Source organism: Flavobacterium sp. GNP011, from assembly GCF_056428925.1.
On sequence record NZ_JBWJVJ010000006.1, the window covers coordinates 1 to 24,282 of the forward strand.

Genomic DNA, 24,282 nt, shown 5'->3' on the forward strand with positions numbered 1-24,282 from the left:
GAAACAAAATCCCAAAAGGATTACAACTGTTTTGAAATTTAAAAAGATCCAGTTTTTCGGCCATGTTCACCGCAAAACAGGAACCTATTGACATGATTTTAGAATTGTAATCAATAGGATATTTACTGGTAGGAATGGGGATTTCGGTTCTGAATTGCATGGAATTGTATTTGGAACAAATTTCAACAATTTTAGCGAATTAAATGAGATTTTGTTCTTTATTCCTGATTCATGACAATAAATAAACCCTTTCAAAATTTAAACTTTGAAAGGGTTTTTTTTGAGTAATTTTATCTTAATAAAAATATTCCACTTTCAAATACCCCAAAAATCCATTAGCTAAAGGCGTAGATTCAGAAACTCTTTCTTTAGGATAATTTTCTAAATCATAGGTAAATGCGTTTTTATATGTTGTAGCAGAGGATGTAATTTGACCGTTTATTGAAGTGCTCGTAATTACTGTACTGATAACATTATTATTGATAGAAATTTTATCATTTTGATTTAATAATTCTTTGAACCCTGCAATATTAAATAACGGATTTTTCTTTAAATCATAATCAAAACTAATACTATACTTAGATTCTACTCCCGCAGGAGAATTGTCATAAATACGCTCTTCTTTAGTTAAATTATCATTAGTAAAATATAAAGTACCGTGATATTCTTTAACCTCAACATTTCCTGAACTTAGTGCATATTTTTCAAAAGAGACCGTTTTATCAGCATTATGGGTATAATTTATTTTATAATTCCCTAAAGAAAAAACACTCACTAATTTCCCTTTAAGATAGCTGTATTCAATAGTTTCAAGAAGCTGGTTTGTTTTATTAAGCTTAACCATTTTAGAAATTAAACCATCGGTGTATGTAAAGTCTGTGCGTTCCTGAGTGCCATCAATACTCACAATCTGCCTTCCTTTGTAAACATATAAATAAGTTTGTAAATTTCCTCTTGCAGTAGTTTCAATTACTTTTTGAAGCAATTTAAAACTATCGTCAGTATCATTTGCACAAGAAACAAATGTTAAAATAATAAAAGACAAAAAGAAATTTATAACTATTTTATTTTTCATAATAAATCAATCACTTCTCCCATTAATTTTTGGCATAAAAGTGTACAAATTTAGACAAATATTTTTTTTATAAAAAATTCATCGTCATAATCCTAATCTTTCGGTTGAACTGCGCTTTTGAAAAGAATTTCCATTTTATTTTAAAGATTCAACAACTAAGGTGTTCATAAAAAACAGAATGTATTCCTATTAGGACTCATGAGAAAATTTAAGTTTTTCACTACCATAAATCCATTATTTCTTTCTACACTGTTTGTTTAATTACGTTTGTATTTTTTCATTTTCCAGATTCGAAAAAAGAGCATCCACAATCATTTTCCTTAATTAATATTCCCAATTCTATAATAACAATTTCTGCATTTATCACTTTTTCCGGGTTTTTCAATATTTATTTTATTTTCGTTAAAAAAATCATCTTATTTAAAATCAGGTATTTATACTTGCTTTGAGTTTTCTCAATTGTATTAGTTTTGAAAAGAATAAAATTTATTCTTTTCAAAATTTAAATTATAACGAATTCGAAACATTGTTTTTGAAGTAGCCCCAATGAAACAATAAAACCAAAAGCTGACTTAAACTCAGCCATAAATGGAATTTAACAACTAAACTTAACCCTAAATTAATACTATGAAACAATCAAATTCTAGTTTACTTAATTATGTAAACTTACTTTTATCAAACGATGACGCATTGAACACCTTCTTAGTTGACCCGATAACGGAAGCAGAAAATGTTCATGGTATAACGAAAGCGGAACGCGCAGTACTACGAAGAACAATTGCTCATTTAAGCAATAAATCAGCTAATGGTTACACGGTAGCGAGACACCTTCAATCTTACAGACGTTCTTTACGACTTTTACAGAACGTACTCCATAACGTAGGTTCGAAAATGGTTCAAGATGCAATCTTAGTAAACGAAGACGCTAACAGTGCTGCTTTGTATACTTTTTCTATTGTTTACAATTTACCTAAGGTAACAAATGGTCCAGTAGATTTTACTTGCAAAACAAATGGATTTGTCGAGCAGCCACAGTATGGAGGACCTTACGCCATTTCGACTCCAGCGTACACTGTTCAACTGAGCAATCCTAACCCCTCAATCAAAGATGTTATGGATGCAGTAAACCAACGTTATTTTGGCTACATGCCCTACACAACAGTAACCATCGACGGACAGTTGTATGTTAAATCATTAATACCTTTTTCAACTTATGAAATCACTGCAGATCTTAGCAGCAGTTGTTATGATGTAAGCAATGCAGATTATGTGTTTTGGTTTTATTCCATCAATGGTAAAGCAAATCCTCATAATTCTGGTAGAATTGGAACATCTTTTGCAAAGTTCATACTGCAGCCAAACCAAACCGTATTTTGGCAACTAATTGCTCCAGATCAAGAATATGGATTCCAAAAATGTTCCCTTACCGAAGGAAACAAATATGCCATGAGCAAATAAAATATCTTTCATTATAGAAAATGCGGCTATTACATTTTAGGATGTTAGCCGCATTTTTAATAGTAAAAATAGAGTCCCAATTCCAACAACTATTTGAATATTGTTTTAAAAATGATTAAAATTTATATTTAACAATCATTCCTAATTTAAGAATCCAAAAGTGCACATTTATTTGATATTTTTGCATGGGCAAAAGCCTACCCAATTACTCTTGAATTACTATGAAACTATTATATTCTTATCTCAAAAAACATAAAGCCTTACTATTTATTGCCTTACTTATGGCCGCAATAAACATTTGCTTTAGCTTATCTGACTCAATTATTACTGGAAAATTAATGCAGGATTGCGGTGTTGGAATTTCAAAATATAAAGGGAACGAAATAGGTTTTTTAAAATCGGTTTCATTTTGGCTAGGATTATCCCTTGGAGCAGCAATGATTTCCAGAATTACGAAAAACTTTCAAGACTATTTTACCAATATTGTCATTCAGCGCACTGGTGCAGCTATGTACACAGAGGGCATCAAAAAATCGCTCGATTTGCCGTATGAACAATTTGAAGACCAGCGAAGTGGCGAAACTTTAAGTAAATTAACTAAGGTTCGTCAGGATTCCGAAAAATTAATTACACTCTCTATTTCGTTAATATTTCAAACCGTTATTGGGTTTGTTTTTGTAGTGGTGTATGTTTCGCAAATTGATTATCGAATTTCACTCATTTTCTTAATTACAGCCCCAATTATTGCATTGGTGAGTTCTTATTTAGGCAAAAAAATAAAGATAGTTTCAAGAAAAATTGTAACCCAAACAAACACCTTAGCAGGATCAACTACAGAAAGTTTACGCAATATTGAACTCGTAAAAAGCTTGGGATTAACGTATCAAGAAGAAAAACGTCTGAATTTAAACACCCTTAAAATTTTACACCTCGAATTACAAAAAATTCGTTTTATCAGAAGTTTGAGTTTTATACAAGGAACAACGGTTCATTTTCTTAGAACATGTGTTGTTTTTACCTTGTACTATTTCTTGTTTGGAGGCAAAATTATTGTTGGTGATTTATTGACAATGGTCTTTTTTACGTTCTTTATTTTTGGACCGTTACAAGAGTTAGGAACATTCATAATCGCGCTGAATGAAACCAAAGTTTCAATGGAAAACTTCAAAGAATTATTAAATGCACCCACAGAATTTCGTCCAAAAAACGCTAGAAATGTTGGTGCAATACAATCTTTAGCCTTTTCCAATGTGAGTTTCAAGCACAAATCAGCAAAACACAATGCTGTTGAAAACATAAATTTTGAGATCAAACAAGGAGAAACAATTGCCTTTGTTGGGCCGTCTGGTGCAGGAAAAACAACCTTGGTTAAACTTCTTGTTGGATTGTACCCTCCCGAAAAAGGAAATGTGCGTTACAACGACATGGATTCTAAAGAAATTGATTTGTTATATTTGAGAAAACAACTCGGATTTGTAACACAAGATGCACAATTATTTAGTGGTACAATTCGAGAAAATTTATTGTTTGTAAAACCATCTGCAACCGATGAAGAACTGCTAGAAGTGCTTCACAAAGCAAGTTGTCATACATTATTAGCGCGTGCCGAAGACGGTTTGAATTCCACTATCGGTGAAGGCGGTATTAAAGTTTCTGGTGGCGAAAAACAACGTCTATCTATTGCTAGAGCCATTTTGAGAAATCCGAATTTATTGATTTTTGATGAGGCAACTTCTGCTCTTGATTCTATTACCGAAGAAGAAATTAATACTACAATTAGAAATATATCCGACCAAAACCGAATTACAGTTTTAATTGCACACCGATTGTCAACCGTTATGCATGCTGATAAAATCTTTGTTTTGGAACAAGGACAAATCATTGAACAAGGCCAACACGAAGCATTATTAGAAGAAAAAGGTTTGTATTATGCCATGTGGAGGCAACAGATTGGGGAACGTAAATAAATTTTAAGATTCTAAGTTACTAAGACTTTAAGTCGCTAACTTAAAAAAACAATTAAACGTACTATTTGTCATTTCGACGAAGGAGAAATGACAAAAAATGAGAAGGAAGAATAAATACGACAAACAAAAACCCGACAACTTTAAAACTTGTCGGGTTTAATTTTATAAAAACTTTGCAGTTCTCCGTCCTGCGAGATTAAAGTAATTACTACTTCAGAAATTCAACTGCCTTAGCCAAAGCCTCAGCAATCCCGTTTACATTCTTTCCTTTTCCAGAAGCGAAAAACGGCTGTCCACCACCATTTCCATCGATTAATTTCCCTAATTCTCTAATTACAGTTCCTGCATTTAATGCTTTTTCTGCAACCAATTCTTTAGAAATATAGCAATGAATATTTGGTAAACCTTCTTCAATTGAAGCTAAAAATACAAATGAATTTGGTTTAGCTGTTCCAATGGCTTGCGCCAAATCTTTGGTCGAACTCATTGATAAATCAACTTGCTTTGCTAAAAAGTTAATACCGTTTACCTCTTGAAAATCAGCGACTAAAACATTCTTTAACCCGTCGATTTTCTCTTTTAACAATTGCTCAATCTGTTTTTTTAACTTCGCATTATCATCTTGCAATGAAGCTACCGATTTTAAAACATCTTGTGGATTTTTCAGCGTTTCTTTGATTTCCGCCAAAGTATTTTCTTGATTTTGATAGAAATTTTTCACTGCATCACCCGTAATGGCTTCAACTCTGCGAATTCCTGCTGCTACTGCACCTTCTGAAATGATTTTGAAATGCCAGATTTCAGCTGTATTTTTTACGTGAATTCCACCACAAAGTTCTTTGCTTTCGCCAAATTCTATCATTCGAACTGAATCTCCATATTTTTCTCCAAACAGAGCCATTGCACCTTTGTCCAATGCTTCTTTAATTGGAATATTGCGGTGTTCTACCAATTGCAATTGGGCGCTAATTTGATCATTCACACTTGCCTCCACTTGACGCAATTCCTCATCCGAAACTTTAGAAAAATGCGAAAAGTCAAAACGCAAATAGTTTGGATTTACTAAGGATCCTTTTTGCTCTACGTGCGTTCCTAAAATACTTCTCAAAGCCAAATGCATCAAGTGCGTAGCCGAGTGATTCTTAGAAGTTGACGTTCTTAAATCCGTATTTACTTTTGCCGTAAAACCAGCCTCAATATTTTCTGGAAGCTGTTTTGCAAAATGCAAAATCAGATTATTTTCCTTTTTTGTATCAATGATATCAATCGTTTCGTTAGCAGAAACTAGTGTTCCTTTATCACCTACTTGTCCTCCACCTTCTGGATAAAAAGGCGTATTGTCTAAAACAATCTGATATAAAATCCCGTCTTTTTTAGAATCTACTTTACGAATACGAGTAATTTTTACTTCATTTTCTGTTTGATCGTAACCCACAAAAGTTTCTACATTTCCAGGAATTAAAACCGACCAATCTTCGGTTGAAACTTCAGATGCGGCACGCGAACGCGCTTTTTGTTTTTGCAGTTCAACTTCAAAATCTGTTTCGTTGTAGGTGTATCCTTTTTCTTTTAAAATCAAAGCAGTCAAATCTTTTGGAAAACCGAATGTATCGTACAATTCAAAAACTTTTGCTCCTGAAACTTCATTTCCTGATGTCTCCGCAACCACTTTGTCCAACAATTGCAATCCTTGGTCTAAAGTTCGTAAAAACGAAGCTTCTTCCTCGCGAATTACATTGGTAACCAATTGTTGTTGTGCTTTAATCTCTGGGAAAAACTCTCCCATTTGATTTGCCAAAACCGCTACCAGTTTATTGATAAAAGGTTCTTTGGTATCCAAAAATGTAAATCCGTAACGAATAGCACGTCGCAAAATTCTACGAATTACGTAACCAGCTCCTGTGTTTGATGGCAATTGTCCGTCAGCAATTGCAAACGCTACGGCGCGCACGTGATCTACAATAACACGAATGGCAATATTAGTTTTATTCTGTTCCTCTGAAATGTTTTTCACTTCATCAGATGTGTATTTAAAACCCGTAATTTGTTCTACTTTCTCAATAAGTGGTGTAAAAACATCCGTGTCATAATTAGATGTTTTACCTTGCAAAGCCATACACAAACGCTCAAATCCCATTCCGGTATCTACGTGCTGTGCTGGAAGTTTTTCAAGAGATCCATCGGCTTTACGGTTGAACTCCATGAATACATTATTCCAGATTTCAACTACTTGTGGATGATCATTGTTTACAAGACTTTTTCCTGAAACCAAAGCCTTTTCAGCATCGGTACGCAAATCAACGTGTATTTCAGAGCATGGTCCACACGGTCCTTGATCTCCCATTTCCCAGAAATTGTCTTTCTTGTTTCCAAGGATGATTCGGTCTTCATCAATTAACGTTTTCCAGATATCCCAAGCTTCTTGATCAAAAGGAACATTATCTTCTGTACTTCCTTCAAAAACAGAAACGTATAAATTTTCTTTTGGAATTTTATAGACCTCTGTCAAAAGTTGCCAAGCCCAATTGATCGCTTCTTTCTTGAAATAATCACCAAAAGACCAGTTTCCAAGCATTTCAAACATGGTGTGGTGGTACGTATCAAAACCTACGTCCTCAAGATCATTGTGTTTTCCTGATACGCGCAAGCATTTTTGAGTGTCGGCTATTCGATTATTTTTTGGAGTTCCGTTTCCTAAAAAAAACTCTTTGAACTGAGCCATTCCAGAATTATTAAACATCAAGGTGGGATCATCCTTCAGGACAATAGGTGCTGATGGAACAATTAAATGCCCATTTGAGGCGAAAAATTCTAGAAATTGCTTGCGTACGTCTTGTGATGTCATTGATTTGATTTAAATATTTAAAGATTGCTAAGGATTGAATTTTTCAATCTTTTAATCTTTCACTCTTTTTTGCCCCAGATAGTAGTGGAAAGCTTTGCATTTTTGCCTACTATTTTTTCTAGAGCTGGCAGAGCGACCGTAGGAAGCTCCTGCTGGATCCAAAGAAAAAAAGAGGGCAAAAAGGTAAACTTGTAACGAATAGCTGGAACAGGCACCTAATTTATTTATTCTTAAAAAAAGACGGTAACAAATGAAACATTTCTTAAATTTGTTCGTCTAACCCATTATAGTGTGCAAAAATAGGGTATTTTAAAATATGTCGAAAGTAAAATATTATTACGATTCTGAAAATCTAGCCTACAGGAAAATAAAAACACAAAAAAGGAGAAAATTTGGTGTTGTTATTCTATTTATACTAGCTGCCGCGTTGTTTGGTTTTTTGAGTTTCATCGTTTTATTGAACACGCCATTTTTTGAAACACCAAAAGACCGATTGCAAGCCCGAGAGATTGAAAATTTAAAATTGAATTATGCCATTCTCAATAAAAAAATGGATCAGGTGAACGGTGCGCTGGACGCAATAGAAGAACGGGACAACAATGTTTATAGAGTGTATTTTAACAAGACAGCAATCCCAGACTCCATTAGGAAAGCTGGTTTTCAGGGTAAAAATAGATATGAACTGCTCGAAGGTTATAATAATTCACAGTTAGTCATCAATACCACCAAAAGGATTGATGTTATGAGTAAACAATTAGCCATTCAATCAAAGTCACTAGACGAAATCTTAAAATTAGCAGCAGCTAAAAGTGAATTTTTGTCAGCTATTCCTGCCATTCAACCAGTACGAAATGAGAATTTAAAACACATGGCATCTGGTTTTGGATACCGAACAGATCCTTTTACAAAAGCTCGTAAAATGCATGAAGGCATGGATTTTACAGCTAAAAGTGGAACACCTATTTATGCTACTGGCGATGGTGTTGTGGCAAAAGCGGACAACACGGCATCAGGCTACGGAAATCATATTGTAATTCGGCACGGATTTGGATATGAAACTTTATACGCACACTTGAGCAAGTACAATACAAGAGCAGGACAGCGTGTAAAAAGAGGTGACATTATAGGTTACGTAGGAAGTACTGGCCGATCTGAAGCTCCGCACTTACATTATGAGGTGTTAAAAGATAAAAAGGTAGTAAACCCACTTAATTTTTATTACGGAAACATTTCGGCGGTTGAATATGTAGCTATTTCACAATTAGCGAATCAAGAAAACCAGTCGCTGGATTAACATAGTGAAATGTGAAAAGTAAGTTGAGAAAGATGAAAATTCACTGGACAACAAAAGTTAGAATTACAAAAATTAGAAAATAAATAAAAATGCACATTGAACTTTCAAAAGACAAACGATACTATAGCATAGGCGAAGTAGCCAAAGCTTTTGATGTTAATGCATCACTCATTCGGTTTTGGGATAGTGAGTTTGATATTTTAAAGCCAAAGAAAAATGCAAAGGGTAATCGAATGTTTACGCCTGAGGATATTACTAATTTGCAATTGATTTATCACCTTGTCAAAGAAAGAGGATTTACATTAGAAGGCGCTAAGACCCATTTGAAAGAAGGCCAAAAGAAAACTTTGGATAAATTTGAAATTATAAGAAAGCTAGAATCAATTCGAACTCAATTAACCAACATAAAAAACGAACTTTAAAACAAACCTCACTCGCGTGAGAAAAACTAAATAACTAAATTTTAAACACTAAATTAAACAAACATGAGAAGATTTTTGCCTTGGATTATAGTAGCAGTTGTAATTTTTGTAATGTACAGCTGGGTTAAAGGGATCAACAACACTGCCGTAACTTTAAATCAAGATGTAGAACAGTCTTGGGGTGATGTACAAACTGCTTATCAAAGAAGAATTGACCTTATAGGCAACTTAGTAAACACTGTAAAAGGAGCCGCCGATTTTGAAAAAAGCACATTGACTGCTGTAATTGAAGCACGTTCTAAAGCAACTTCAGTAAAAATTGACCCAGCCAATATTACACCTGAGCAATTAGCTGAATTCAACAAAGCTCAAAGCGGAGTAAGCAGCTCTTTATCAAGATTATTAGTATCTGTTGAGGCATATCCTGAATTGAAAGCTAATCAAAACTTCTTGAAATTACAAGATGAGTTAGCAAGTACTGAAAATCAAATTTTAACAGCAAGAACACGTTTTAATGAAGCTGTTAAGCCATACAACTCTCATATCAAAACATTCCCAAACAGTCTTTTTGCAGGTCTTTTTGGTTTTAAAGAGAAAACCTATTTTACTGCTGTTGAAGGTGCTGAAAAACCTGTTGAAGTAAAATTCTAAACTTTATTTTTTATTTTGAATAACGATTTTTGATTACTGCTAGCAAACTAGTGGGATTGAAAATCGTTATTTTTCACTCAAAACTATTTCCGATGTCAAAAGTAGAAGATTTTTTAACCAAAGAAGAGGAACAAGAAATTGTAACAGCTATTTGTAATGCTGAAAAAAACACTTCGGGCGAGATTAGAGTTCACATCGAAAAAACCACCACTATGGATCATTTTGATCGTGCTATGGAAGTTTTTAACGAACTTAAAATGGATGCAACTGAACTCCAAAATGGTGTTTTAATCTATTTAGCGGTTGAAGATCGAAATTTTGTCATTTGCGGTGATAAAGGAATCAATGATGCTGTAAAAAGTGATTTTTGGGACAGTACTCGTGATGTAATGGTAGCGCACTTCAAACAAGGTAATTTTAAACAAGGACTTATTGATGGCATTACAAGTGCTGGGCAACAATTGCAACACTATTTTCCTTGGCAAGAAGGTGATACAAATGAATTATCAAACGAAATATCTAGAGGATAATGGTAGTACAAAAAAAGAATGCCTTGTTGTATCTAAAACTATTTGTCACTTTATTTTTCGCACAAATAAGCTTTGCCCAATTTGCAATTCCTGAAAAACCAACTTTTCAAACTTCAGTATATGATTATGCTAAGGTTTTAAGCGAAAGCGAAAAAGCACAGCTTGAGGAAAAATTAGTCAAATATTCGGACTCAACCACTACTCAAATTGTCGTTATTACCATTGAAAGCCTTAAAGGCGAAGACATAGGAATTCTTACTCCTAAATGGGGGCAAACTTGGGGAATTGGTGGTACTGCACAAAATGATAATGGTGTTCTTATTTTATTAGCTAAAGCAGAACGAAAAATATGGATTTCAGCAGGATACGGTCTTGAAGATCGATTGACAGCTGGAATTGGCGGTGAAATAACTCGAAACATCATTATTCCCGAATTTAAAGCCGGAAGTTATTACAATGGACTTGATAAAGGAACTGATGCACTTTTTGATGTTTTTAAGGGGAAATACAAAGGGAAACGCGTAGAGAAATCAAAAGAAAAAAAATTCCCCATTGTTCCCATTATTGTGATTATAGTAGTTATCATCGTACTAGCTTCCCGAAATAAAGGCGGTGGCAACTCTGGAAATCGCGGTGGTGGCTTTGGCCCTAGCCTTATGGATGTCATCATACTTAGCAGTCTTGGCCGTGGTAGCGGAGGCGGAGGTTTTGGTGGTGGTTCTTCTGGAGGAGGATTTGGCGGAGGCGGATTCGGTGGTGGATTTGGCGGAGGCGGTTTTTCTGGAGGAGGATCTGGAGGCGACTGGTAAAACACATACATTAATTAAAAGCTGCAAATGCAGCTTTTTTTGTTTCTAAACAGCACTTTACGATAGTTTATTACTGTTTAAAAGGCAACACCTCTGTTGAAAAATTAAATATCTTTTTAATTAAATTAGTAGTAATAATTTTATCTTTGAATAAAAAACTAAATTTTAAATAATGAAAAAATTAAAATTATCGCATGGTATTGCAATCCTAATGTTGTGCATTGGATTTCAAGGTTACTCCCAATTTAGCGGTTGGAAAGAAAAAGTATTGCAAGCAGGCGCTGCATTAGGAGCCAAAAAAATGGGACTTGATCAAGTACTAAAAAAACCAGAATCTATTACGACCTCATTTGAAGATGTAGATCAAACAGGATCAAAATTACCTGATTTACTGGTAGTCAAAAATGTACAACCTTTATATTTGTTACCGAAAGCTGCTGAAGGCGGTTTTGTATTGTGCGATGGCTTTTATGAAATGAGTGCCAAAAGTTACTGTTTAAAAGCAGGTACCTTTGCCCCATCTCAAGGCGATGGGTACATGTACGCACCCACTCTAGGACCTAAGCAAGAAATTGTAACTACAATTTTAAAAAATGCCGAAAAACATCCTGAAATAAACCAACACGACATACAAGAATTATTATGGGCTATTATAGCTAGAGCCCGTTTTGCCGATTTCAGTGGACAACTAAAACTAACAGCTATCGCTCTTTTGAGTACAGCTGAATTAACACACCTTGAAGGTGGAATGCTAGGAGTATTGCCTGCTAGCCTTATGAATCAAGCAAAATCAAAACTTCCTCAAGCAGTTCAAAATGTTTTTGAAGCCGAAAATAACATTCGACAAATGGTTGCTAATGGAAATTATACCTACGCCGAAATGGAAAAATACGCCATTATTGCGGGTATGGCACCTGTACGCACAGATATTCCAAGTGGGATTTGGACTTTACATCCTGATGGATACTACATTCGGTATTACCCGTCTGGTTACGCTATAACCAAAGTTCAAATTTATGTTCCAAAAACACTATTGGCCACTGGAAAACGAATCGTTTATGATGCAACTAATGACATTGCTTGTCCAGCCAATGTGGGGTCACAGCGACTAGCACAAACAAACGAACCGTTAAATCCAAATTACGCTATTAAGTTGAAAAGCAGCTGCAAATAAATTTGTAAAATACCCTTAACTCAAAAAAGGATAAAGCTGCTACAGGCTTCTTTATCCTTTTTTAATTTTAACGGTAAGCAATCTCATTAATGACAACAATCCTGAAGCTCTGAAAACTTCATCGTTTAAGTTGATTCGTTTAAAAAAACAAGTATCTTTAACATCGTTTTTAAACGCTAAAAAAAGCGTAATACGAATACCAAATGCTTTCACAAAAAACTAAATATGCCCTTAAAGCACTGCTCTATCTAGCCGAGCAGGACGCAGACCATATTTCTAAAACAGTGACAATTGCCGAGTCGGCTTCTATTCCAAAAAAATTTTTGGAGCAGATTCTATTGGATCTAAAACGGGGTCATTTTGTAGGTAGCAAGCAAGGGAAATTTGGAGGTTATTATCTTCTAAAATCAGGAAATGACATCACTCTAGCTGACATACACCGCCTGTTTGATGGAGCTATTGCATTATTACCTTGCGCTTCTTTAAATTTTTATGAACCTTGTTCTGATTGTAAAACAGAGTCTGAATGCAGCCTGCGTCATGGTTTAATGCTTATTAGAGATGAGACCTTAAAGGCCATGCAAGGTATTACCATAGCCTCGTTAGTCAAAAAATAAAAATTTTATTTTAAACTCTACTATTTTTATAGAATTTATATATATTTGCACCGAAATATTAGTAGTAACTCTATTTAAAGCAAGATGAAAAAGATGCAAGTACAAAAATCCCTAGAAGTTTTCAAAAAATTAAACCCCAAATCTACTGCCTGTATGATGTGTATGTGTTAGAAATAAAAAAAATTATTTTAAAACTCTACTAATTACATATACATACTATAATGAAAAATATTTATTTAAAACTAAGCACTACTTTATTATTTGTTCTAGTTTTCTCTACTTCTTTTGCGCAAGTATTACTTGAAGGAAAAGTAAAAGACGAACAAGACGCCCCAATTGAAGGTGTCAATATCGTTCTAAAAGGCACCACAAACACTACTACAACGCTAGCTGATGGAACTTTCAGCATCGAAGCAAAGTCACTTCCCTTCACGCTGATCGTACAATATGCAGGCTACAACACCAAAGAAATTAAAATTACCGAATTGCCTACCAACGTAAAACCGCTGGAGATTATCATTTCGTACGGAGAAGAAAAAGTACTCTCTGAAGTCGTGGTTACCTCTCGTAGGAGAATAGAAAAAGCACAAGATATCCCAATTGCTGTATCTGTAGTAACCGGAAAACAAGCCGAACAAGCAGGTGCTTTCAACGTAAATCGTGTGAAAGAATTGATTCCTTCGGTACAATTGTACTCCTCCAATCCTAGAAATACGGGTATCAACATTAGAGGACTTGGTTCACCTTACGGACTTACTAATGACGGGATTGATCCTGGTGTTGGTTTTTATGTTGATGGTGTGTATTATTCGCGTCCAGCAGCCACCACTTTAGATTTTGTAGATATTGACCGCATCGAAGTATTGCGTGGACCACAAGGATCGCTTTTTGGTAAAAACACAACCTCAGGAGCGTTTAACATTACCACTAGAAAACCTAGTTTTACATCTGGTGCTGATTTTGAAGTAAGCTACGGAAATTATGGTTTCCTTCAAGCTAAAACATCAATAACAGGTGCGTTAAGTAAAAAACTGGCTGGTCGAATCTCATTTTCGGGAACGCAAAGAGACGGATTAATTGATAATGTAGTAACTGGAAGAGCCACAAATACCTTAAACAATCAAGGAATTAGAGGCCAATTATTGTACAATGCGACTGAAAACACGAACATTTTATTCGCAGCTGACATCACTACACAACGTCCTGATGGATATGCGCAAGTAATTGCTGGTGTAGCGCCAACACAAAGAGCCGCTTACCGCCAATTTGACGCCATCATTGCTGATTTAAATTACCAACTCCCAAGCAGAAATGCTTTTGACCGTAAAATTGACCACGATACACCATGGCGTTCGGGACAAGATTTAGGTGGCGCCTCACTTAACGTAGATACTAAAATTGGTAAAGGAACTTTAACCTCAACTACAGCATGGCGTTTTTGGAACTGGGATCCTTCAAACGATAGAGATTTTACAGGACTGCAAGTTTTAGCAAAATCACAAAACCCAGCCAGACATACGCAGTTGACACAAGAAATTCGCTATGCAGGACAAGTGTCCTCTAAATTAAGCGGAGTAATTGGTGCCTTTTTTATCGACCAAACGGTTAAGATTAGAGGAACAGAAGAATCTGGAAATGCACAATGGCGTTTTTCTCAATCGCCAGTAAACTACAACAATAACGGGGTTTCAACTCCTGTACCGCTTGCTAGATGGGCTGAACCAGGTTTGCTTGAAGGCTACGGAATACGCACCATTGCTGATATTCATGCTGTGAGTGCTGCTTTATTTGGTCAATTAGATTGGCAAGTTACCGATAGATTGCACATTCTACCGGGATTACGATACAATTACGACAAAAAAGAATCAAATTACGACCGTCAAACGTATGGTGGTTTACAAACCAACGATCCGCAATTATTAGCAATAAAAAGAGCGGTGTACACCAACCAAACCTTCTCTGCTAACAAAGACAAGTTTGACTTTTCAGGAAATATTACAGTGAATTACAAAGCGACTGATAAAATTAATGGCTACGCTACTTATGCTAAAAGTTACAAACCAGTGGGTGTAAACGTAGCCGGTTTGCCTACTCCTGCCGCAGGACAAACATTGGCTGATCTTGCTGTTATTAGACCCGAAGATGTGAATCACTATGAAATTGGGATAAAAACCTCTCCGTTCAAAAGAGCTATTTTAAACCTGACTTTGTACAATACGGATATCAAAGATTTCCAAACCAATGTACAAGCAGCTGAATTAGGTGTAAATCGTGGTTACCTAGCCAATGCTGACAAAGTACGTGTACGAGGTGCCGAAGTTGATGCTAGTTTTGTAATCAATGAACATTTTGCCTTCAACGGGGCGTTGAGTTATACCGATGGAAAATATATTAAATTCACCAACGCTCCACTGCCTCTTGAAGAAACAGGCTCTCCTGTATCTTTCAAAGATGTGTCTGGAAGCACTTTGCCAGGAGTTTCAAAATGGGCCGGAAGTTTGGGTGGAGAATATACCAAATCAGCTAAGTTTTTTAGCAACCTAGGTAAATTCTTTGTGGCAATTGACTCGTATGCTCGTTCTGAATTTTCATCAAGTCCATCAGCTTCAAAATACTTGGTGGTTCAAGGATATGCCATTTTTAACGGTCGTTTCGGATTTAGAGCAACCGAAGGATTATCTGTAAACTTTTGGGGTCGTAACCTCTTGAACAAAGATTACTTTGAGCAATTATTACCAGCTGGAGGAAATGCAGGACATTATGCTGGTGTTTTAGGTGACCAAAGAACATATGGAATTACCTTGAAGTATTCGTTGTAAACAGCAACTTCATCCTTTTATATTACAGCACCGCTATCCTATGAGTTAGCGGTGCTTTTTTTTTTATAAGTAATGAATTGAATCAACAAATACGTAACTACTTTAAAATGGCTGACTTTGTGTACATTTGCAACCATTTTAAAACTAATGACTCAAAAATTTCTTTTCTTTTGTACACTACTGTGTTTGGGGCTGCAAGCACAAACCGTAAAAAAAATAGACCATCAAAGTATTGTATGGACGCGCTACTACAACCAATTGCTGTTGAGTGAAAAGTGGTCCTTGCATTCTGAAATTGACAATAGAGTTTTTACAAAACCCATTCAGCAAAATGTTTACGTGCTGCGTATGCAAGGACGTTACAGAATAAACAGCCATCTGGAAACTGGCACTGGTTTTGCTCATTTTTCTGTTACTACACAAATACCTGAAATCAATCCCGACTTTAGAATTCCTGAATACCGCGGGCAACAAGACTTGACTTGGAGAATCAGCGGCAAAAAAACAGTACTCAATCAGCGTTTTCAAGTGGAGGAACGTTTTATTCACAACGCTAATGCTTCAGGATTACTACCCGGAAGTACTTTTTCATGGCGTTTTAGATACCGCCTGCAAGGAGATTATACGTTTTGGAAAAAAGAAAACCAAGCTATAAAAGCCATTCTCTCTGATGAAATCATGTTCAATGCTGGGAAATCAACCCGTAAAAACACCTTTGACCAAAACAGAATTTACGCAGCAATACATTTTCAAGCCACCAACCATTTTTCGTATGAGTTAGGCTACCTCAACAGTTATCAAAGACGACCTAGCGGCGTTGATTTTTTTGATCGCGATATTATTCGATTGAGTGTTTTTCATCGTTTGCGTTGGAAAAATAAATCCTAAAAAAAAATCCAGAATTTCTTCTGGATTAACGGTCAATGCTAGAACTCGTGGCGGCTTGGCGACTGAGTTTTTTTCATTATCGCAAAAAGAGAATAGGAAAAAGAAACGAACAATTTACCGAAAACTAGTCTTGAGTTTTTGCATTTGTTAGCGGTTGTGTTTTTGATTAAATCACTATTTTGTCTGAAATAGTAACTTCCAAGTTTTTTTCTAATACTTGAATTGCATTTCTAGCATCCTCTAAAGATTTAGTTTTATAAAAAGTTATGTGTTTATTTCCACTGTAAAATAAATTAAAATGAATTATATCATTAATAATTCTTGTTGATGTCCCTTCAAAAGATTTACTTTCCTTAGTTTTAATTACAGAAATTGATTCAATCTCTGGATAAGTTTTCCATTGACCATAATTTACACCAAAAAGTGAATTTATATTTCTATACGTTTTGTTTTCTAAATTCATTTCAAACCCTTCTGTTGAAAAGACATTTAATGCAAAAAAAATAAATATTAATCCAAAATAGAAAGGTTCTGTAGCCAATAGATAAATTCCGAAAACTCCTAATGTGCTTCCAAAAATTTTTTGCATTAATAATATTTCCTTTAAATGAATCATGTTTCTCATAGATTTCTTAACATAATCGCTATCGTTCTGGCACTACAGCGGGTTTGGGATTAAATCAAGACCTATTTTCGGTTTTGCCAAATCATCCCAAATACAAAACTAATTTTAAATTAAGCCTAATACCCAAATTGCCTGTAGCGTGTGTTGGCGAATGGTTCTTTTTGCATTTAAATTTTTCAAATATTAGTTTTAATTTCGGTACTTATTTCATCATAAAGTTCCTTATCAAAATTCCAAACCTTGCACAGATTTGAATAGCTTGAATTTACAAACCTTAAATGAATTTTACTTTTTACAATTTCAATTTCAGCACAATCGTTATTTTCAGAATATGTTATTTTGTGTTCAATTTCATTTTCGGTTATAAATTTTGTGAATTCTTTAAAATTTGATAAATGCCCAATTCTGTATTTTTTATTTTGTATTTCTATGTTATATAATTTCTTTTGTTCATATTCAAAATCATAAAGAATTCCGACAACAATGTTTTTCAATACTGTTATTTGAAAGTCTTCGTTTTTAAATTTTAAATTAAACAAAGATGGAATATCTCCTTCCTCTTCTGTTATGTTTTCAAGTTTTAATTTTGAGTTTATTAAATTAGCTCCAATTCTTAAATCTCCAATTTGACCATTAAATATAAGTTCTGAAAACATTTTGTTTTTTTTAAGATTTTTTGGGAACTATCCGCTAACTTTCTCGCACTACAGCGGGTTTGGGATTAAATCAAGACCTATTTACGAATTTATCAAATCATTCCAAATACAAAACCAACTTTACATTAAGCCAAATGGCCAAATCCGTTGTTATGGCTGTTATGCACAGTCATTTAATCGATTGGACTTTCAGTTATAAATTCTAAAAATTCTTTTCCAAAGGTTGTTGTTCTCGGAACCATTAAACCTGAGCCTGTCATTGTAGTATGTAAACCGCTAGTTTTATGTAAACCTGCTCGTGACAAATCATCCCAAATTAAATCATACAATTCTCTTTTTCCTTTTAATTCAGGATATACTTCTTCCAAAACATTTGATAAACTGGCAGCCATATAATTAGGCAAACTCTTTCCATTTTTCTTAAACCAATTTTCTGGATTGTCAAATAATTTCAAGATTTTAATGTGCCAAACTGTGAAAGTAGAAATAAAGTTTAGAAAAATTTGCACTTCAGTTATGTTTGGATTTTCTTCAACGGCGCTATTCAAAATTACGTTTTTGAAATATTGTATTTTCTCTTTTTCGCTTGTTCGAAGTGCCAACTGTGTAGTTTGCAAAACAACGTCTATAAACACATCATTATTTGCTAATTTAATCAAATCAAGTTCTTCTTTCTGTTCAAGTTGTTTTAGTTTTTCGCCTATTTCAATCATCCATTCATTTCTCCTTTTTTCTAATGGAGGAGTGATTAATAATTGTAAAAGCTCTGACGCTGTAGCACCGACAACAGGAATAGAACCAAGAACTGCCTTTGCTACACCATATGCAATGTCATCTTTAGTTTCTTTTTTCATTTCTAGGTTTCTTTATGATTGTGCATAACGTTATCGCGCAACAAACAGTTTGGGATTAAATCATCGTTATCTTTCGGATTTGCCAAATCTTCCAAATACAAACCAATTTTTCGATTAAGCCTAATACCCAAATTGCTTGTAGCGTGTGTTATAGGCTGTTTTTTCTACTTCCAAAACTTCCACCAATTTTTTTTCTCAATTTTCTGATTTATTTCCGATTCAATTTCATTACTAGTTGTCAAATCAATTGTTAAACTTCCAATTGAATCAACATCCCAAATGGTTACAGTTTTAATGTTAATTGAATTTAAATTTAAAAATGTTTCAATTTTTTGATCTAAATAATCATCATTTGTGTCTTCTTCTCTATTTGTTCTCGATAATGGAATAATTGATTTATCATCATTTTCAATCCTCTTCATTCTGTCAGCAAGTAATTTCAAAATATTTTCAGAATAACTTGAACTTGCATTTTCGGGAACATTATAATCTTTATCAAAGTGGAAATAATCACTAACTAATATTGAGAAAAATTGATTATCACGTTTGTCGTAATAAAACAGTTCAGATAATCTTTCACTTGGTTGAAAAAGACCAATTTTTATCCAATTATATATTTGTTCTTCAGATGTTTGTTCTATTTCCATTGTTTTTTTCAAAATAGCCTATAACTACTAAATATATGCCATGAAACAAATCCAATCTATCCTAACATCGATCGCTTCATACCATTTCAATAGCTCTTATTCCTACGAATATAACTACAATAATTATAGTAAAAAATTAAAAACCTATAAAAAACAAATAAATCTGTTATCTGGTTTAAAAAGCAAAAAAAATAGCCCAAAGAAGTATCCTTGGGCTATTAATATTAACAAAAAAACCACTTCTTTACAAAGTGGTTTTCTATTCTTATTTCTCTCTAATATAAATATCGATTGGTACTCCTGAAAAATCCCAATTTTCTCTAATTTTATTTTCAAGATAACGTTTGTACGGTTCCTTAACATATTGTGGCATGTTGGCAAAAAATACAAACTGAGGCGTTTGTGTAGGCAACTGCATGCAATATTTAATTTTTACATATTTCCCTTTGGTAGCTGGTGGCGGATAGGCCTCAATTACCTTAAGCATGAATTCGTTAAATTTAGAAGTCGCAATACGCTGCTGTCTGTTTTCGTACACTTTTACCGTAGCTTCTAATGCTTTTAGCAAACGCTGCTTGGTCAAAGCCGAAACAAAAAGAATAGGCACATCCGTAAACGGCATTAATTCTTTCTTGATTTTCTCTTCGTAATCGCGGGTTGACATGGTATCTTTTTCAACCAAATCCCATTTGTTTACCAAGATTACAACACCTTTGCGGTTTTTTTCGGCCAACCAAAAAATACTTTGGTCTTGTCCTTCAAATCCACGTGTCGCATCAATAACAAGTATACAAATATCAGCATGCTCAATAGCACGCACAGAACGCATTACCGAGTAAAATTCTAAATCTTCTTTTACCTTAGCCTTACGACGAATTCCCGCAGTATCAACCAAGTTAAATTCAAACCCAAAACGGTCAAACTTCGTATCAATAGCATCACGCGTAGTACCCGCAATGTCTGTAACCATAAAACGTTCTTTACCAATCAAGGCATTGATAAAACTTGATTTACCAGCATTTGGTCGCCCAACTACTGCAAAACGAGGCAATACCACTTCCTCTTGAACAGGTTCTGGTTTTACTGGGAAAGCATCAATTAAAGCATCTAATAAATCTCCTGTTCCACTACCTGATATACTCGCAAAAGTATAGTATTCACCCAAACCTAAGTTGTAAAACTCTAGGGCATCTTTCTCACGCATGGCGTTGTCAACCTTGTTTACCGCTAGCAAAACCGGCTTAGTCACTTTACGCAACAAGCGCGCCACAACATCATCCATAGGCGTAATGCCTTCCTCAACATCAACCACAAAAATGATGACATCGGCCTCATCAATAGCCAGTTCAACTTGCTTGCGGATCTCGCCCTCAAACACGTCATCAGAACCTTTTATGTATCCTCCTGTATCAATTACAGAAAATTCTTTTCCGTTCCACTCGCTTTTACCATAGTTTCTATCGCGGGTCACCCCAGATACTGAATCTACAATAGCTTCTCTTCTTTGTATCAGCCTATTAAAAAGGGTCGATTTCCCTACATTAGGTCTTCCTACTATCGCAACAATGTTATTCATAATATAATTTGAAAATTCGTTTTTCCGAAACCTTATTTTTCCGTTTCGGGTGGCAAAGGTAGTGTTTAAAAGCGTGATTATCAATTTTTTTCGAATATTAGCAACAATAGCAAAACCTAACCACCTCATCTTCAAAACAAAACTCACAACGGCACCACTAGCCTTTGTATTTATTCGTTCTTCGAATATTCTAAAATATCGCCTGGCTGGCAATCTAAGGCTTTACAAATAGCCTCCAAAGTACTAAACCGAACCGCCTTAGCCTTTCCTGTTTTCAAGATGGATAAATTTGACAAGGTTAAATCTACCTTCTCCGAGAGCTCGTTCAATGACATCTTGCGCTTGGCCATCATCACATCTAGGTTTACAATTATTGCCATAACTTAAATGGTTAGTTCGTTTTCTTGCTGCATTTCGATTCCCTTTTTTATAATTTGCCCAATTACCAATAAAATGACACTCGTAAACCACCACACATCGCCACCTCCAAAACTCAAATCGGCAATGTTAGGCATTTGTAGTCCGTCTTCAATCAAATTCTTTGTAAAGCCTGCTCCCCACAATGAAAACAACCCAATTCCAAAAGAAATAATAGCCACCAAATCTATAAATTTTTTCAGAGAATCATTAAACGGCTGTTCCAAATCAATTTTTTTACTGTGGAAAACAAGTACAATAGTGTAAAACAATACCGCTTTCAACACCGTAACAATGCACATTAAAACAGTCAAAGTCACATAATGCGACTGGTTGAAATGATACAAAGCTGCCAAATCAACTTCTGTCCAAAACTTACTTGCCCCAGCAGGATTGAGCAGCAACGTAAAAACAGTATTAAAAATAAAGCCACCCGCCTGGATGCAAAGCCCCACAAAAATAATCCAAGATACCACTTGCACTACTTTAAAAACAAAATTGGTTTTTCTAGACATGATACAAAGTATTTAAAATTAAAATACAAATATATCAATATTTATTGAAAAACAATAAATATACATCATTTATCAAAATATTTTTATCGCTTTTAAACTTATCAGGAGCTTTTCCAGCGCTACAATACAACTCCTCGCGCCTCAAGGAGCTGTTGCAAAGCCCGTGCAGGAGCTTCCTTTGGTCGCTCTATACGAGCAGCAACAGCATCCTTTTTTCGCTGCGGGGTTTTCTTTTCGTTCTGGGCTAAAAAAAAATCAGTACAGGAGACTAACTCTAGTACTGATTTCAATGTTTTCTGCTTTAATAATCTTGAGTTTTTAAACTACAATTTATTTTACAGCTAAGCTAAATTACCATTAGCCTAATGCTCGAGCTCATTGTTGCTGATAAACTTCATTTATTTTATTTCATTTCTTTTTATGTCGAAGTATCTTGCGAAGTCTGTAATTGGCTGACCATTTTTATCAAACCGAATTATTATTTTATCTCCTATAATTGAAACTGTATCAGGAATAAAATTGTTATCATCACGCTTGTCCTTGAATATTATTTTGTCACCAATAAGTTGATAGTTTCCTTTATAAATTTTCTCACTTAATAAATTTGAGGATTCCATTTCAAATTTTTTGTCATCTCGAAGCGTCAAACGCATAGCACTTTGGTCATCAATTAGAGTTGCTTCTAATATTCTTTTGCTCTTAAAAATTTCAGAATTCAGTAATTCAGAGCTTAAAAATATTCCAAATATTACAACTCCAATGAAAATCCCTAATCTATTTTTCTTTAAGATTGCCAACACGAAAAAACTAATTGAACAAAAACCAAAGAAAGCAGGAGGTATCAAGTAAAATATCGATAAATATCCCGAAAGAAAATCACTAAGAAAATAAGTTACTAAAAAAAGAAGGCCAATTAGTACAGTAAACAAGTGAATTTTAAGTTTCATAAATGTTCTATTCTTTTCGAAAATACCTTTAAGACATTGTATTTGACTGAATACTAAAAAGCTAAAATCAATTCACATTTCACTATTCACTAATCACCATTCACTTCTCACTACTGATTTTAATGTTTTGCTACTAGCCGAACTTGAGGACTAAATTGAGATTTATTTTTCAGATTTGCTGAATCTCCCAAATACAAAGTTAAATTCCAATTAAACGAAATTCCCAAATCTGTTGTGACTGTTATGTGATGCCTTTTTTATATCTAAATAACCCAAGTAAAAAGATTATCGTCACGAATCCTAAACTGCCGAAAATATTTTGAAAAAATTCGTTATCTATATTTTGGTTAGTTTCATTTTCATCGAAAATTAATCCCCAATTATCTGTTTTTAAATAATATAAATTTATAACTTTTCGAGATGCATTCAAGTTAAATTTATCTTCTAATTTAATTTTTAGAATTGCATCAGGTTTTTGATTTATGACATGATCCGTTAACTCTCTCTTTATCGATTTCTCAACGGCAAATAGGCATTTATATTTAGATGTATGAAGTAAGAAACGATTAGAATCTCGACCACCTGCAGGCTTTTCACTTCCAACGATTTTTACGTTTAATTCTAAAAGTTGATTTTCGGTTGTTGGAATTGGCTTAAAAATAAAGTAATAAATTAAAAATAAAACAAGTATAGTCATGTACATTAGAATCCAAGTATATAACTTTTTTATTTTTGGGTCAATATTGTTCATTTACTACAATTCTCTTAAGGGTATCATATAATTTTCCTACACTAAACACAGTTTAGAACCAAATTAAACCTGTTTTGGATTTATTGAATCTACTAAATACAAAAAAACTTTCAATTAAGCCTATTGCCCAAATTCATTGTAGCTGTTGGCAATAGTTCCAATTAGTTTATAATAAAACTTTTTGAAATCTTATCAAAAATTGATTTGTAAGTTTCAAATACTTCGGAAAAAACAGCCATTGTAAGAATATAAGTCTTGCCCTTTTTATAAGTAACAAATACATAATTATGCATTTGTTGACTTTTATCTTTGTGGTTAGAATGGGATTCAATTAACCATTTAAAAGGTTGACCTGAAATATCAGTATTACCATTTTTAAGGGATTTAAAATTTTCAGCTTCTCTTATTGAATCTACTAAACGTGTATAAGTTACATCTAAACTTGAATTTGGCGTATTTATAATATTAATGTTTATCGTGACTTGAGCTCTATCAGCTGAATTTTCAGGTTTCCGATATACAACTAATGCCAATTGAGGCATTTTTTCGTTTGGTAATACAACCCAAGCTTCTGGGAATTCAACTTTAAGATTATCATTTTTAAATTCCGCGAATGTTTGAGAAAAGGAATTTATTGAAATTAAAAGAATAATTATAAGTGTATTTTTTTTCATGATAGTTAATTTTGTCATTAAATTTTCTAATTCCCCCGATTTTTAGAGAATTCCAACTAAAGTTTTATTAA

The 24,282-nt window shown here is 34.2% G+C and carries 24 protein-coding genes; 11 read left to right on the top strand and 13 right to left on the bottom strand.

The annotated features are described in order from the left end of the window. Both AC061E_RS07130 and AC061E_RS07135 read right to left on the bottom strand, forming a co-directional pair. A partial coding sequence (locus tag AC061E_RS07130; RefSeq protein WP_478285772.1) for a GSCFA domain-containing protein occupies positions 1-160 on the bottom strand: 160 nt, incomplete at its 3' end. Between the two features lie 135 nt (positions 161-295). Continuing rightward, positions 296-1,075: a hypothetical protein gene (locus AC061E_RS07135; protein WP_478285620.1), complete on the bottom strand. Its 780-nt coding sequence runs from the start codon at positions 1,073-1,075 to the stop codon at positions 296-298. A 627-nt stretch (positions 1,076-1,702) separates the two neighbouring features. Here AC061E_RS07135 and AC061E_RS07140 point away from each other — a divergent pair. Together AC061E_RS07140 and AC061E_RS07145 are read left to right on the top strand one after the other, a co-directional pair. After that, complete coding sequence (locus tag AC061E_RS07140) at positions 1,703-2,533, top strand: hypothetical protein (RefSeq protein ID WP_478285621.1); 831 nt, start codon at positions 1,703-1,705, stop codon at positions 2,531-2,533. Positions 2,534-2,754: 221 nt separating this feature from the next. Beyond that, positions 2,755-4,500, top strand: coding sequence for an ABC transporter ATP-binding protein (locus tag AC061E_RS07145; RefSeq protein WP_478285622.1), 1,746 nt, complete (start codon positions 2,755-2,757; stop codon positions 4,498-4,500). 208 nt (positions 4,501-4,708) lie between these two features. On the opposite strand, the gene alaS is transcribed toward AC061E_RS07145, so the two are convergent. Beyond that, positions 4,709-7,345 carry an alanine--tRNA ligase gene (gene alaS, locus AC061E_RS07150; protein WP_478285623.1) on the bottom strand — a complete coding sequence of 879 codons (2,637 nt, stop codon included), beginning with the start codon at positions 7,343-7,345 and terminating at the stop codon, positions 4,709-4,711. A 316-nt stretch (positions 7,346-7,661) separates the two neighbouring features. Between alaS and AC061E_RS07155 the strand changes: the two genes are divergently transcribed. From AC061E_RS07155 to AC061E_RS07195, 9 genes are all read left to right on the top strand, one after another. Further along, complete coding sequence (locus AC061E_RS07155) at positions 7,662-8,639, top strand: M23 family metallopeptidase (protein ID WP_144889151.1); 978 nt, start codon at positions 7,662-7,664, stop codon at positions 8,637-8,639. Between the two features lie 89 nt (positions 8,640-8,728). Continuing rightward, positions 8,729-9,061, top strand: a complete 333-nt coding sequence (locus AC061E_RS07160) for a MerR family transcriptional regulator (protein WP_144889152.1) — start codon at positions 8,729-8,731, stop codon at positions 9,059-9,061. Between the two features lie 63 nt (positions 9,062-9,124). Continuing rightward, complete coding sequence (locus AC061E_RS07165) at positions 9,125-9,712, top strand: LemA family protein (RefSeq protein ID WP_478285624.1); 588 nt, start codon at positions 9,125-9,127, stop codon at positions 9,710-9,712. A 92-nt stretch (positions 9,713-9,804) separates the two neighbouring features. Beyond that, positions 9,805-10,242: a TPM domain-containing protein gene (locus AC061E_RS07170; protein ID WP_144889153.1), complete on the top strand. Its 438-nt coding sequence runs from the start codon at positions 9,805-9,807 to the stop codon at positions 10,240-10,242. Further along, a complete protein-coding gene (locus AC061E_RS07175) occupies positions 10,242-11,051 on the top strand; it encodes a TPM domain-containing protein (protein ID WP_478285625.1) in 810 nt (269 codons plus the stop codon). The genes AC061E_RS07170 and AC061E_RS07175 overlap by 1 nt, the downstream gene beginning before the upstream one ends. Before the next feature lie 172 nt (positions 11,052-11,223). After that, positions 11,224-12,225, top strand: a complete 1,002-nt coding sequence (locus tag AC061E_RS07180; protein ID WP_478285626.1) for a hypothetical protein — start codon at positions 11,224-11,226, stop codon at positions 12,223-12,225. 203 nt (positions 12,226-12,428) lie between these two features. Beyond that, on the top strand, positions 12,429-12,842 hold the full coding sequence (locus AC061E_RS07185) for an RrF2 family transcriptional regulator (RefSeq protein WP_478285627.1): 414 nt from the start codon (positions 12,429-12,431) through the stop codon (positions 12,840-12,842). A 221-nt stretch (positions 12,843-13,063) separates the two neighbouring features. Further along, positions 13,064-15,661 carry a TonB-dependent receptor gene (locus AC061E_RS07190; protein ID WP_478285628.1) on the top strand — a complete coding sequence of 866 codons (2,598 nt, stop codon included), beginning with the start codon at positions 13,064-13,066 and terminating at the stop codon, positions 15,659-15,661. Between the two features lie 147 nt (positions 15,662-15,808). After that, positions 15,809-16,549 carry a DUF2490 domain-containing protein gene (locus tag AC061E_RS07195; protein ID WP_478285629.1) on the top strand — a complete coding sequence of 247 codons (741 nt, stop codon included), beginning with the start codon at positions 15,809-15,811 and terminating at the stop codon, positions 16,547-16,549. A gap of 166 nt (positions 16,550-16,715) precedes the next feature. On the opposite strand, the gene AC061E_RS07200 is transcribed toward AC061E_RS07195, so the two are convergent. From AC061E_RS07200 to AC061E_RS07245, 10 genes are all read right to left on the bottom strand, one after another. Then, positions 16,716-17,138, bottom strand: coding sequence for a hypothetical protein (locus tag AC061E_RS07200; protein WP_478285630.1), 423 nt, complete (start codon positions 17,136-17,138; stop codon positions 16,716-16,718). A gap of 212 nt (positions 17,139-17,350) precedes the next feature. Then, positions 17,351-17,830 (bottom strand): hypothetical protein, encoded by a 480-nt coding sequence (locus tag AC061E_RS07205; RefSeq protein WP_478285631.1) that lies wholly within the window; start codon positions 17,828-17,830, stop codon positions 17,351-17,353. 173 nt (positions 17,831-18,003) lie between these two features. Next, complete coding sequence (locus tag AC061E_RS07210; protein ID WP_478285632.1) at positions 18,004-18,684, bottom strand: hypothetical protein; 681 nt, start codon at positions 18,682-18,684, stop codon at positions 18,004-18,006. 164 nt (positions 18,685-18,848) lie between these two features. After that, positions 18,849-19,331, bottom strand: a complete 483-nt coding sequence (locus AC061E_RS07215) for a hypothetical protein (RefSeq protein ID WP_478285633.1) — start codon at positions 19,329-19,331, stop codon at positions 18,849-18,851. A gap of 265 nt (positions 19,332-19,596) precedes the next feature. Further along, on the bottom strand, positions 19,597-20,907 hold the full coding sequence (gene der, locus AC061E_RS07220) for a ribosome biogenesis GTPase Der (protein WP_144889166.1): 1,311 nt from the start codon (positions 20,905-20,907) through the stop codon (positions 19,597-19,599). A gap of 170 nt (positions 20,908-21,077) precedes the next feature. Then, positions 21,078-21,287: a helix-turn-helix domain-containing protein gene (locus tag AC061E_RS07225; protein WP_086453359.1), complete on the bottom strand. Its 210-nt coding sequence runs from the start codon at positions 21,285-21,287 to the stop codon at positions 21,078-21,080. A 3-nt stretch (positions 21,288-21,290) separates the two neighbouring features. After that, the gene (locus AC061E_RS07230) at positions 21,291-21,839 is read right to left on the bottom strand and encodes a DUF2975 domain-containing protein (RefSeq protein WP_478285634.1); all 549 of its coding nucleotides are present in this window, start codon (positions 21,837-21,839) and stop codon (positions 21,291-21,293) included. Between the two features lie 398 nt (positions 21,840-22,237). Next, positions 22,238-22,786 (bottom strand): hypothetical protein, encoded by a 549-nt coding sequence (locus tag AC061E_RS07235; protein ID WP_478285635.1) that lies wholly within the window; start codon positions 22,784-22,786, stop codon positions 22,238-22,240. A 241-nt stretch (positions 22,787-23,027) separates the two neighbouring features. After that, positions 23,028-23,537 carry a hypothetical protein gene (locus AC061E_RS07240; protein ID WP_478285636.1) on the bottom strand — a complete coding sequence of 170 codons (510 nt, stop codon included), beginning with the start codon at positions 23,535-23,537 and terminating at the stop codon, positions 23,028-23,030. Positions 23,538-23,698: 161 nt separating this feature from the next. Beyond that, positions 23,699-24,211 carry a hypothetical protein gene (locus AC061E_RS07245; RefSeq protein WP_478285637.1) on the bottom strand — a complete coding sequence of 171 codons (513 nt, stop codon included), beginning with the start codon at positions 24,209-24,211 and terminating at the stop codon, positions 23,699-23,701. Positions 24,212-24,282: the final 71 nt, after the last annotated feature.

Bases quoted from the DNA above. Each gene is read 5' to 3' on its own strand.
- AC061E_RS07215 (WP_478285633.1), bottom strand. From the start codon at position 19,331: ATGGAAATAGAACAAACATCTGAAGAACAAATATATAATTGGATAAAA.
- AC061E_RS07190 (WP_478285628.1), top strand. From the start codon at position 13,064: ATGAAAAATATTTATTTAAAACTAAGCACTACTTTATTATTTGTTCTA.
- AC061E_RS07170 (WP_144889153.1), top strand. From the start codon at position 9,805: ATGTCAAAAGTAGAAGATTTTTTAACCAAAGAAGAGGAACAAGAAATT.
- AC061E_RS07200 (WP_478285630.1), bottom strand. From the start codon at position 17,138: ATGCAAAAAATTTTTGGAAGCACATTAGGAGTTTTCGGAATTTATCTA.
- AC061E_RS07160 (WP_144889152.1), top strand. From the start codon at position 8,729: ATGCACATTGAACTTTCAAAAGACAAACGATACTATAGCATAGGCGAA.
- AC061E_RS07145 (WP_478285622.1), top strand. From the start codon at position 2,755: ATGAAACTATTATATTCTTATCTCAAAAAACATAAAGCCTTACTATTT.
- AC061E_RS07155 (WP_144889151.1), top strand. From the start codon at position 7,662: ATGTCGAAAGTAAAATATTATTACGATTCTGAAAATCTAGCCTACAGG.
- AC061E_RS07140 (WP_478285621.1), top strand. From the start codon at position 1,703: ATGAAACAATCAAATTCTAGTTTACTTAATTATGTAAACTTACTTTTA.
- AC061E_RS07195 (WP_478285629.1), top strand. From the start codon at position 15,809: ATGACTCAAAAATTTCTTTTCTTTTGTACACTACTGTGTTTGGGGCTG.
- der (WP_144889166.1), bottom strand. From the start codon at position 20,907: ATGAATAACATTGTTGCGATAGTAGGAAGACCTAATGTAGGGAAATCG.
- AC061E_RS07235 (WP_478285635.1), bottom strand. From the start codon at position 22,786: ATGAAACTTAAAATTCACTTGTTTACTGTACTAATTGGCCTTCTTTTT.
- AC061E_RS07210 (WP_478285632.1), bottom strand. From the start codon at position 18,684: ATGAAAAAAGAAACTAAAGATGACATTGCATATGGTGTAGCAAAGGCA.
- AC061E_RS07240 (WP_478285636.1), bottom strand. From the start codon at position 23,537: ATGAACAATATTGACCCAAAAATAAAAAAGTTATATACTTGGATTCTA.
- AC061E_RS07245 (WP_478285637.1), bottom strand. From the start codon at position 24,211: ATGAAAAAAAATACACTTATAATTATTCTTTTAATTTCAATAAATTCC.
- AC061E_RS07225 (WP_086453359.1), bottom strand. From the start codon at position 21,287: ATGGCAATAATTGTAAACCTAGATGTGATGATGGCCAAGCGCAAGATG.
- AC061E_RS07180 (WP_478285626.1), top strand. From the start codon at position 11,224: ATGAAAAAATTAAAATTATCGCATGGTATTGCAATCCTAATGTTGTGC.
- alaS (WP_478285623.1), bottom strand. From the start codon at position 7,345: ATGACATCACAAGACGTACGCAAGCAATTTCTAGAATTTTTCGCCTCA.
- AC061E_RS07185 (WP_478285627.1), top strand. From the start codon at position 12,429: ATGCTTTCACAAAAAACTAAATATGCCCTTAAAGCACTGCTCTATCTA.
- AC061E_RS07175 (WP_478285625.1), top strand. From the start codon at position 10,242: ATGGTAGTACAAAAAAAGAATGCCTTGTTGTATCTAAAACTATTTGTC.
- AC061E_RS07135 (WP_478285620.1), bottom strand. From the start codon at position 1,075: ATGAAAAATAAAATAGTTATAAATTTCTTTTTGTCTTTTATTATTTTA.
- AC061E_RS07205 (WP_478285631.1), bottom strand. From the start codon at position 17,830: ATGTTTTCAGAACTTATATTTAATGGTCAAATTGGAGATTTAAGAATT.
- AC061E_RS07165 (WP_478285624.1), top strand. From the start codon at position 9,125: ATGAGAAGATTTTTGCCTTGGATTATAGTAGCAGTTGTAATTTTTGTA.
- AC061E_RS07230 (WP_478285634.1), bottom strand. From the start codon at position 21,839: ATGTCTAGAAAAACCAATTTTGTTTTTAAAGTAGTGCAAGTGGTATCT.